The organism is Acinetobacter sp. BSP-28, from assembly GCF_044130285.1.
In the GTDB taxonomy this organism is placed as follows: domain Bacteria; phylum Pseudomonadota; class Gammaproteobacteria; order Pseudomonadales; family Moraxellaceae; genus Acinetobacter.
In genome coordinates, this window is the sequence record NZ_JBIQOB010000040.1 from 1 (window position 1) to 9797 (window position 9797).

Annotated in this window: 10 protein-coding genes, 1 tRNA gene and 1 pseudogene; 5 read left to right on the plus strand and 7 right to left on the minus strand. The window is 40.1% G+C overall.

The window, feature by feature from the left end:
* Positions 1–71 precede the first annotated feature (71 nt).
* Positions 72–362: a hypothetical protein gene (locus tag ACE01R_RS17030; protein WP_395552686.1), complete on the minus strand. Its 291-nt coding sequence runs from the start codon at positions 360–362 to the stop codon at positions 72–74.
* Positions 363–720: 358 nt separating this feature from the next.
* Between ACE01R_RS17030 and ACE01R_RS17035 the strand changes: the two genes are divergently transcribed.
* On the plus strand, positions 721–1080 hold the full coding sequence (locus tag ACE01R_RS17035) for a hypothetical protein (protein WP_395552687.1): 360 nt from the start codon (positions 721–723) through the stop codon (positions 1078–1080).
* Positions 1081–1188: 108 nt separating this feature from the next.
* Here the strand turns inward: ACE01R_RS17035 and wrbA are convergent, their stop codons facing one another.
* Entirely contained in the window at positions 1189–1785 is a 597-nt protein-coding gene (wrbA, locus tag ACE01R_RS17040) for an NAD(P)H:quinone oxidoreductase (protein WP_300046464.1), read from the minus strand.
* 114 nt (positions 1786–1899) lie between these two features.
* On the opposite strand from wrbA, the gene ACE01R_RS17045 reads away from it, so the two are divergent.
* On the plus strand, positions 1900–3147 hold the full coding sequence (locus tag ACE01R_RS17045) for a YihY family inner membrane protein (RefSeq protein ID WP_395552688.1): 1248 nt from the start codon (positions 1900–1902) through the stop codon (positions 3145–3147).
* Positions 3148–3220: 73 nt separating this feature from the next.
* On the opposite strand, the pseudogene ACE01R_RS17050 reads toward ACE01R_RS17045, so the two are convergent.
* A pseudogene (locus ACE01R_RS17050) lies at positions 3221–4149 on the minus strand (DMT family transporter).
* Positions 4150–4253: 104 nt separating this feature from the next.
* Here ACE01R_RS17050 and ACE01R_RS17055 point away from each other — a divergent pair.
* Both ACE01R_RS17055 and ACE01R_RS17060 read left to right on the plus strand, forming a co-directional pair.
* Positions 4254–5057: an AraC family transcriptional regulator gene (locus tag ACE01R_RS17055; RefSeq protein ID WP_395552689.1), complete on the plus strand. Its 804-nt coding sequence runs from the start codon at positions 4254–4256 to the stop codon at positions 5055–5057.
* Positions 5058–5144: 87 nt separating this feature from the next.
* Positions 5145–5930 (plus strand): tetratricopeptide repeat protein, encoded by a 786-nt coding sequence (locus ACE01R_RS17060; RefSeq protein WP_395552690.1) that lies wholly within the window; start codon positions 5145–5147, stop codon positions 5928–5930.
* 51 nt (positions 5931–5981) lie between these two features.
* Here ACE01R_RS17060 and ACE01R_RS17065 read toward each other — a convergent pair whose 3' ends face one another.
* Entirely contained in the window at positions 5982–6620 is a 639-nt protein-coding gene (locus tag ACE01R_RS17065) for a fumarylacetoacetate hydrolase family protein (RefSeq protein ID WP_395552691.1), read from the minus strand.
* 37 nt (positions 6621–6657) lie between these two features.
* Positions 6658–7155 carry a YcxB family protein gene (locus tag ACE01R_RS17070; protein ID WP_395552692.1) on the minus strand — a complete coding sequence of 166 codons (498 nt, stop codon included), beginning with the start codon at positions 7153–7155 and terminating at the stop codon, positions 6658–6660.
* Positions 7156–7331: 176 nt separating this feature from the next.
* On the opposite strand from ACE01R_RS17070, the gene ACE01R_RS17075 reads away from it, so the two are divergent.
* A complete protein-coding gene (locus ACE01R_RS17075) occupies positions 7332–8636 on the plus strand; it encodes an SRPBCC family protein (RefSeq protein WP_395552693.1) in 1305 nt (434 codons plus the stop codon).
* A gap of 74 nt (positions 8637–8710) precedes the next feature.
* Here the strand turns inward: ACE01R_RS17075 and ACE01R_RS17080 are convergent.
* Both ACE01R_RS17080 and ACE01R_RS17085 read right to left on the minus strand, forming a co-directional pair.
* Positions 8711–8787: transfer RNA gene (locus tag ACE01R_RS17080), tRNA-Arg, on the minus strand.
* 294 nt (positions 8788–9081) lie between these two features.
* The gene (locus ACE01R_RS17085; RefSeq protein WP_395552694.1) at positions 9082–9699 is read right to left on the minus strand and encodes a hypothetical protein; all 618 of its coding nucleotides are present in this window, start codon (positions 9697–9699) and stop codon (positions 9082–9084) included.
* Positions 9700–9797: the final 98 nt, after the last annotated feature.

Sequence of the window (9797 nt, forward strand, 5' to 3'; positions counted from 1 at the left end):
ATTTTATTAGAACCCTCATTTAAATGTGATGAACATCTACTTTTTATAAAAATACAATTAACCAATCACAGTTAAGCGTATTTATAAAGTAATTCTGATAGAAAGAGGAATTTTTTAAAGCATGAGTATCCGTTCAAAAAACACACTAACTTTAGCAATAAACCTGTTTGCAGCCCTATATCTACGACCACTTCAGTGTCTTGAGTATTTACCATACCGGCATCGGTCAAGGAGGCGACGGATAAGGCGATTGTTTTAACAGTCTTCTTCATAGCGGTTCTTCCTTTTACTGCCTTGATAAAGCCCCCCGAGATAAAGACAATTTTTTGGCCGTAGACCACCTGACAGACATTATTCCCCATCTCCGTCGCAAAATCGCAGAATTAAACCAAAGACACCTGGAGTTGGACTTGAAGAGAGGAGTCGTGCAGCCTCGGCCTAACCTTTTAAGTTGTATTGTATGCAAGATACAGTCATTTTCATGGCTGTATACTGATGATTATTAAAAAATCAGCTATCACCAGATTCGATCAAGAATGAATGTATTTACAACTCAGATAAACTGTTTTGACTTTATTTCAACTAGAATCAAGTTGGTATGAAATGTTTCTGACATAAATATATAGAACAGACATACTGTAGCAGCATGTTATAAATACCAACCGATCTTGAAGCATTCTCTATTCAATATAGTCCAAGATTGGTCAATATAAATTGTTGATGGAAAAAGCTATGCAATGTCCTAAATGTGGATCTACTGAAGTTGAAAAACGCGATCACGAAAAGAACTTAAAGACTATTAGTGGAATTTTAATGACCTCAGCTGGAGCAACAGCAGGAACGGTCGGCGGTGCTGCAACAGGAGCATCGACAGGTGCGGCGATTGGTGCCGTTGCCGGACCATTAGGTGTGATTTTCGGTGGTACTGTAGGAACATTTGTAGGTGCCATTGCCGTAGGTGTGACCGGTGGCGTATTAGGGAATATTTTCGGTAAAAAAGCCGGTGTCATTATCGATAAGAATGTGTTTCTAGACTATAAATGTTTGCAATGCCATCATCGATTTAAAGAACCTGAATAAGCACTTAAACTTTAAATTACAATAAAAAGACCCTTCATTTTTAGAAGGGTTTTTTATAGATACATACCTTACAAATAGAGTGCGTGGAACTCAACTTATTAATAAAAATCAGTTTTCCTGCAATTTTTTAACCACTTCGCCTAGGCGTTTACCCTGCTCTTCACACAAGACTTTTTCATCCTGGCTTAAACCCAAATCATGGCGTGGACCGCTGACATGACTTGCTCCATACGGCGTGCCACCCGACTTGGTATTGGATAATGCCGGGTTGGCATTCGGCAAGCCCATAATCATCATACCATGATGGAACAAGGGCGGAAGCATGGTCAACAACGTACTTTCCTGACCGCCGTGCATCGAACCCGATGAAGTAAAGACGCAGGCCGGTTTTTGATGTAAAGCACCATTCAGCCAAAGACTGGTGGTCTGATCCCAGAAATACTTCATCTCGGAGGCCATATTGCCAAAGCGTGTAGGTGAACCCAAAGCCAGACCAGAACAATTGGCCAGATCATCCAGGGTACAATAAATATCCCCTTCATCTGGAATACTTGGCTCAGCCTGTTTCACCACAGTTGATAGATTGGGCACCGTACGAATTTTTACCGCCATACCTGCAGATTCAACACCATTAGCAATTAAATGCGCCATTTCTTTGGTTGAGCCATATTTGCTGTAATATAAAACAAGGACATAAGACTGCATAATTTTTATAAACGAAGCCAAAAGAGAAAACTATACGGTATTTTTCCCATTTTTTGGTTAAGCTTGGTATTGAAAATTCATAAAGATGACTAAAAAAATTGAGACTTCATCACTATGTTAGAAAAGTATTTAAGAAAACTTCCTTTTTATAATGAGACCTGGTTTCAGTTTTCTTTATTTGTCATAAGACGTTTTGAAGCCGATCGTTGCCGTGATCAAGCGGCATCTCTGACTTATACCACGCTGTTTGCAGTAGTACCCATGCTGACGGTTTTTCTGGTGATCATTTCTTCCATTAAAGCCCTGGAACCTGCAAGGCAACAATTACAACAACTGATTTATAGCCATTTTTTACCCCGAACCACCATCGCGTTTGACAAGGCCTTTACTGCCTTTACCGATAAATCCAGCAACCTGACGGTGATTGGTATTTTATTTCTGTTTGTAACTACAGTCATGATGCTTTCCAGTATCGAGACCGTATTTAACCGGATTTGGCGAGTCAAGGAAACGCGAGGTGGGATTATTGGATTTATGCGTTACTGGACCATTATTTCACTCGGTCCAATTCTGTTAGGTAGCGCTTTTGCTATTTCATCGACTGTGGCTTCATTAAATGTACTGAGTAATAATTTTGCCGGTTATGAGGTCGACGGTGAATTTATCCTGTGGGGCATTTCCTTTGTCCTCACCATTTTAGGTTTTTTCATTTTAAACTGGACCATTCCCAACCGTAGCGTTCCTATTAAAGCTGCCTTGATTGCCGGTACATTTAGTGCCGTCGTCTTTGAACTGTTAAAGAATTTGTTTGGCATCATCATGTCGAATTTCACCAGTTATGAAATTGTCTATGGGGCTTTCGCTGCTATCCCGATTTTCTTATTATGGATTTTTCTGTCCTGGAACATTGTTTTGCTGGGGGTCGAAATCAGTTATGCTCTCACTGCGTTTAATTCAGGCAAAGAACCCAAACGCCACCCCGTGATTATGCTGCTGGATTTGATGGAGCTGTTTTATAAAAAACAGCAAAGTGGCGAAAGCGTTTCTGATGAAGAAGCACTGGAAGTCTTGGGCCGTGATGAAATTGGACGCTGGCCGACGTATGTAGTGATGTTGGAAAAGCAAAATCTGGTAAAACGTACCGATGATGATGAATATGTGCTCACGCGCAATCTGGCTCAGGTCGATTTCTGGAGTTTTTATACCCAGCTACCCTACCCACTTCCACGGCGCAAAGATGTTGCCAACATTCGCCCAGATGATGAATGGATGCAAAGACTCGGGACCGTGCTGGTTGAATCCGATGACTATCTTGCGGCAAAACTCTCTATTCCTCTGTCGGCTATTTTTGAAAAAAAATAACGTTAACTGACTTTGACGATGTTATTAAAAAAGCCTTCAAACAAGAAGGCTTTTTTAATAACTATTCGGATAACTACACAGATGTACTGACAGGAAAAAGACGCTTGATCCAGCTATGCAAGCTGACCGTCATCACCCCGATTAAAACCAAACCGGTTCCTAGCATAAAATTCAGTTCAATCTGTTCATTCAGGAAAATCACACCAAAAATCATCCCGAATATAGGCGTTAGAAAGGAAAATACCCCCAAACCATTGGCCAAATATTTTCGTAACAACCAGAACCACAGCATCAGGCTAAAAAAAGACATGATCAGCACATGAAAAACCATGCTACTGATGGCAACAGGGGTCCAGTGAATTGTAGTTTGACCCAATAAAAAAGCCACCGGCAATAGAAACACACAGCCCCGACCAGTTGATAGAACAAGGTCTGGGTTGGGTGTGCATCGGACAAACGGGTCAATCGGAGTGAAATGGTGGTCAGTGCCCACATGAGTCCTGCCATTAAGGCAAGAAAGTCACCGAATAAGCCTTGCTGGAGTATTTGACCCGACTGTTACTCACGCCCCATAAAGGACAGCACGATACCCGAAAAGGCAATAAAAATACCCATCCATTGGATCCGATTAAGTTTTTCGGCCGGCAGTTTCCAGTACAAACCCAATGCGACAAAAATCGGTGCGGTGTAGAGTAAAACTACGGTATGTGATGCCGTGGTATAGCGCAAAGCTTCTGCCACCAGAATAAATTCAGCTGAAAACAGAAATGCCAGCCAAATTCCCGGCAATAAATATTCTTTGCTGTATAAATGTGTACCCGCTTTAAGCTGAATCAGCGGAAAGACCAACAGCGCAGATAAACCTGAACGAATGGCAATCTGCATGATAGGTTCAATATCGGCAGCAGCCAGTTTCAGCACGACCTGCTGAATCCCCCAAATCATGCACAACACAATCATCAAACCCGATGCCTGAACATCAAGCGCCTTACGCTGCTCCACTACATTTACTCAATTAGCTCTTGAACGCCCACTATAATTCTGTCTGAAATAAAATATATAATTTAAAACAGACAAGATATCTTCTTATTCAGGCAATTTAGACCATGCCCGCAAAATACAAAAGCCATGCCGCTACACTAAAACAGCTACCAACCAATGACCAAATTTCCCGACCGCTGTGGATCAGCTTTCGTGATGATCCTGCATTGTCTGTCTATCCGGCACATGGACATGCCTGGGGAGAATTTATCTATGCCTTTAATGGCGTAATGGAAGTCAATATTGATCAGGTGGATTACATTACTCCTCCGCCTTACGGTATCTGGTTACCACCCCACATGAAACATAGTGGCTTAAACCGCACCGCTGTTTCACATGCCACCTTGTATATCCATGAAAGTTTGTGTGAACAAATGCCGACTCAAGCGGGCATCTTACTTACCTCAGCTTTGGTATCAGCCTTATTGCTGCATTTAAAACAGCATCCGGATCATCAGGATTCAGCTGAACATTTGCGTTTATTACAGGTACTGCTCGATCAGTTGAAACAGGCAAAACTGGTCGGCAGTTATCTCCCGCATTCAGAACATTCCCATTTAAAAGAGATTCTGGATTATTTACATCAGCATCCTGCGGATAACAGCACTTTAGAAAGCCTGGCACAACGCCACAATATGACTGAACGCACCCTTGCCCGCTGCTGTCAAAAAGAATTGGCAATGTCTTTAAACGAATGGCGACAGCGTTTAAAAGTCATGAAAGCCATGTCGATGTTAAATGAAGGCAAAAAAGTGGAAAGTATTGCCTTTGATTTAGGTTATGCCAATGCCTCTGCCTTTATTAATATGTTTAAACGCTGGATGCTATGCACACCTGATCAATTCAGGAAATCCAACCATCACTTATAAATAAAAATTAATTTAAAATCAGTTTATTATTGACTACAACATTGGGTTTTGTATGATAAATTCACAACTCAAAAATTAGCCATCCTCATGAAAAACGATTATAAAAATACCATCCTCAGCCTGTGCGTAGCTCTGAGTTTACTCACTGCATGTAGCTCACCCGAACAACGCGCATTCAAAGCTGCTTTAAGCTCTGCAGAAAAAGGCGATGCTATTGCACAAATGAAAGTGGCTGACTTCTATTTTGCAGGAACAGGGACTGAAAAGAACGTTCAGGAAAGTGTCAACTGGTATAGCAAAGCTGCTCAACAGGCCAATACTCAGGCCTTTTCCTGGCTGATGGGCCAAGCCCACAATGGCAATGAAGCAGCTGCCAAAGTCATTCATGACATGCAAAATGAAGGCAATATTTTTCTGGCACACTGGGTATTGGAAACAGCAAAACAAACCCATGATCCCAGTGCACAATACGCTGTAGGCTGGATGTACGATACAGGTAAAGGCTTAATCAAAGACCCGTACCAAGCTCAAATCTGGTATGAAAAAGCGGCAAAGCAAAATAATGTGTTAGCCATTAAAGCCCTTGGTAATCAACATTATTTTAGTGAGATTGAACACTCAAGCAATGAAAAGGCAACAGAATATTTAACTTACGCCGCAGAAAAGGGGAAAGATGCCGATGCTGCCATGAAAATGGCGCATTATTATCACTATGATGTCCGTGATGGAGAAATGGCTAGACAGTGGTATGTCAAAGCAGGCGCTCTCGGTGATGCAGATTCTCAACACATGGCGGACAGCTATGATGAGTGGAAAAACACTGGCCCTTTACAGCCGAATGAACCTCCCGTTGATTCTCAATATCAAGAATAATTTGTCATAAAAAAGGCTGCTCACAGGCAGCCTTTTCAGAAGTTGCAAAACTTATTTCACAAAAGTAGTCCAGACAAACTCCTGAGTTTGACCTTGCAACGTCATTTTCAATTGATCACCTGATTGCAAGGCAGCCACACCAGCAGGTGTACCCGTCATCACCACATCACCCGGCTCTAAAGTAAACACCTGGCTGATATCAGCAAGTAAGGTCGCAATATCAAAAATCAGCAAAGACGTATCGCCTTTTTGACGCAGCTCATCATTGACGTGAAAAGTATAATGGACATCTTTCCAGTCTTTAATTTCAGCAACGTCCACCCAGTCTGCCAAGACACATGAACCGTCAAAGGCTTTGGCACGTTCCCAAGGCTGACCTTTCTTTTTCAAGTCATCCTGTAAATCACGCAGGGTTAAGTCCAGACCTAAAGTCACCGCACCCACAGCCTGTAATACTTTGGCAGGATCGGTTTCTGCTTTTAAGGTATGGTCAATGCGTAAGCTCAACTCACATTCGTAATGGCAATTACCCCAGACCGGGTTCCATGAAATGCCCTGCTCTAAACTCGCTAAACTGCTTGGCGGCTTGATGAATAAAACTGGACGATCAGGAATGGCATTGCCTAATTCTTTGGCATGGTCTGCATAGCTTCGACCGACACAGACAATTTTAGATGGACGTGTACTCATGATCTTCCCTTTTATTCACTTTTACGTTATTTAAAGCTTACTTTTTAAATGTATTTTCAAATACAGTTTGATCGGCCGATTGCTCAAAGGCACGTTTCGGTACAATCACCACGGTACGATTTTTCAATTCAATCATATAAGTCAGCTTGCCCACAGCAAAGTTTTGCACTTCGCTATAGTTAAAAATCTGTTTACGGCCATTGGCATAAATTTCGGCATGATCTTGAAACAACTCTATGCCCTGTTCACTTTTACCAAACTGATATTTCACAAATTGGCGTTTGAACATCATCGGTAAAAACCAGTAACGCATAATCAATTGCAAAATTAAAAAGAAAGCACCAAGCGCAACATAATAGCGACCCACGCCATTAAAGCCGAGGTAAAACCCCCAGATAATAATCGCGATACTCACCAATGGCGTAATAAAACGGGTAATCTGCTTTTTACCAAAAGTCGCAAGGGCAAAACCGTCTTGCGATTCTTCCAGGTTCAAGAAATAACGTACCGATACAGCAGGCTTGGTTTCTGACATAATGCATCATCAAATTATTCGAACAATTGTGCTAGATATTACACCAGATTGGGCTTTTTCCTTATCGTTTTTACTTGCCCCATTACAACCAAAATTACATAAGTTTGCTTCACAATTGTGGGGGAATTGATTAAAACATCCGCATACACCCATAAAAAGCATAAACAGGATGTGACATGCCCAACAATAAAAATAAATGCTGTTTGCTGATGCTCTGTTGCCTGATCGGCACACAGGCCTCAGCGAAGATTATTCCATGGAAAGAACAGATTCCCAGTAGCTTAAGTGTATTTCAAGGCAAGGCTCAACCACTGGCAGATTTAACTGCAAACCGCATTTTGATTTATGCCCATCCTGCACAGGTAATTACTTTGCCGACCTTTAAAAATTCACAAAGTATGACAGGCAAGTTTTATACCGGTGCAGTCGTTGTACCCACTAACAGCCAAAACGTAGCACGGCTTTTAAGCCACTATAGCGGGTATAGTGGACTATTTCCGACCTTAAAATCTGCAAAGGTGGTGGAGCAACAAGGCAACGTTACCCAGATGAAATATCAGGTGTCTATCCCCACCCCCATTCCAATTTTAAACTTTAAAGAAAATGTGCTGATGCAGCATCATTTAACTGCCAACAGTATTTCCACCATTGTGCTGGATGCACCAATCCCTTACGGCGCAGGAAAAATTGAATGGTTTGATTTAGGCAATAATAAAACTTTAATTACCATTACCCAATGGGGCGACTTAAACCATCCCAAGGGCTTTTTATTCAGTACCATTTTGAATGCCCTTCCAGAGGCCAAACTCGGTATTCCCTCAGGCACGAACGCTTTTCTACTCGAAGCCTTACAACAACGCTTTAAAAACGTAACTACAGAAACATTAAAAGTCGGAGAATTACCTGAAACAGCATTAAGCTCGAGCCAGGTTCAAAAAATTGCAGCGCTAAGCCAATTCTCGCAAGAACCCGTCTCGTTCATTTTGCCATCCAATAAAGTGCCTTATTCGCACGGCTTGGAAAGCTTGCGTTTTAGTAGCAGCTATCAATATTTTGCCAAAAAACCGCAACACATGCAGCACTGGCTGAGTGTTCCTGCCTATCAGGAACTTTTTCCGCGCCAGATTAAAAATATCGACATAAAGAAAATTGATCCCAATACCTTTGATGCAGACTATAAAATTTCAGTCGGATTGGGCGTGATCAATATTCCATTTGATTTTAAGCTGCGCTTTGACTATCCCAACAATCTAGAAAATGAGTTTCAGGCAGTCGGTGGTGATTTGCAGTTTATTAAAGGTGGGATGCAGCTGATTCCGCAAGGTACAGGTACCTTATTAAAGGTCACCAGTGCCATGAAAATTCATGACAAAGCCCCTTTCATGCTTCGGGCGATGCGAAGTATGCCTTATCACGACATGTTACCGGCAATTGGTGGCAATACCGTATTGGCATTAAAGATTAAGCAGAAATTGAAATAGTTTTTTAACAGATTTAATTTATTCTAGGCACAAAAAAACCGCATTAAATGCGGTTTTTTCAATCTTGATCAAGTTGGTGCGCTCAGAGAGATTCGAACTCCCGACCCCTTAGTTCGTAGCCAAGTGCTCTATCCAGCTGAGCTATGAGCGCGACGTCTTGATGTGGTGCATTATACGCGTTTTTAACATTCTGTTAAGTGCTTTTTCACAAATCTGCAATCAAATGGACAGTTATTGGACAATTCATACGGTTTTATTCTAAAAAATAAGCAAATATTTTTTTAAATTTAGAGAATTTTTTCTCTCCATCAGAAATGATCTACTTAAGATATTTCGATTTAGATTAATCAAACTGGGTGAAACATAACTTTAAGCTGTTCCATACATGCAACACAAAAGGTCATAGCCTTATTATTAATCAAATATTATTACTATATAAAGAATCCTATACAGGCTTAGAAGTCTTTAAATCTCTGGTTTTTCGCCATAAAAAGAAAGCTATAAAAAATAAATTGAATGTTAAATAAAAGCTAATAAACAAAATTTGTTTAGTTTTTTCATACTTATACTTATTATAAAAATATGATTTATCATAAATTTGACTTCCATACTTCATATAGTAACTATAGTTTTCATTGTTGATTTTTAAATATTTAATTTCAATTTTAGCCCCGATATCATTGTAAAAAGGACAATACTGCTCTAACAATGAGCAATTTAAATGCAGTATTTCATTATTATTCAATAAATTTAAACCATACCGAACTGAATTATGACCTGCCCCATGATTCCACTTTTGTATTGTATATTCACCTAATTTCAATGCATGGCTATTCAAATGAATATTCGGGCTTATTTTTTGATAAGTATAAATAGCATATGCAAAATTTAAAATTATGATAAATATAAATAATAAATAAATTTTCTTGCCAGTTTTATAAGAAAAAAATGTTATTACTGTCATTAGTACAATAAAAAAAATTGTTTGAGAAAATACTTCATTAAAAAAATAAGTAATAGCAATCTGAAAGAGTGCAAATACTAGATCTCTTTCATAAATCAAAAAATGACCACCTTTTTGATTGATATTTTCACTCTAATTTTCTTAGCATTCGTGCATAATCTGCGGATGAAATACATCAATTCAAAGAAGCTTTCTGA

Coding starts and splice junctions, on each gene's coding strand:
- wrbA (WP_300046464.1), bottom strand. CDS start 1,785: ATGCAGTCTTATGTCCTTGTTTTATATTACAGCAAATATGGCTCAACC.
- ACE01R_RS17060 (WP_395552690.1), top strand. CDS start 5,145: ATGAAAAACGATTATAAAAATACCATCCTCAGCCTGTGCGTAGCTCTG.
- ACE01R_RS17045 (WP_395552688.1), top strand. CDS start 1,900: ATGTTAGAAAAGTATTTAAGAAAACTTCCTTTTTATAATGAGACCTGG.
- ACE01R_RS17065 (WP_395552691.1), bottom strand. CDS start 6,620: ATGAGTACACGTCCATCTAAAATTGTCTGTGTCGGTCGAAGCTATGCA.
- ACE01R_RS17055 (WP_395552689.1), top strand. CDS start 4,254: ATGCCCGCAAAATACAAAAGCCATGCCGCTACACTAAAACAGCTACCA.
- ACE01R_RS17070 (WP_395552692.1), bottom strand. CDS start 7,155: ATGTCAGAAACCAAGCCTGCTGTATCGGTACGTTATTTCTTGAACCTG.
- ACE01R_RS17030 (WP_395552686.1), bottom strand. CDS start 362: ATGGGGAATAATGTCTGTCAGGTGGTCTACGGCCAAAAAATTGTCTTT.
- ACE01R_RS17075 (WP_395552693.1), top strand. CDS start 7,332: ATGCCCAACAATAAAAATAAATGCTGTTTGCTGATGCTCTGTTGCCTG.
- ACE01R_RS17035 (WP_395552687.1), top strand. CDS start 721: ATGGAAAAAGCTATGCAATGTCCTAAATGTGGATCTACTGAAGTTGAA.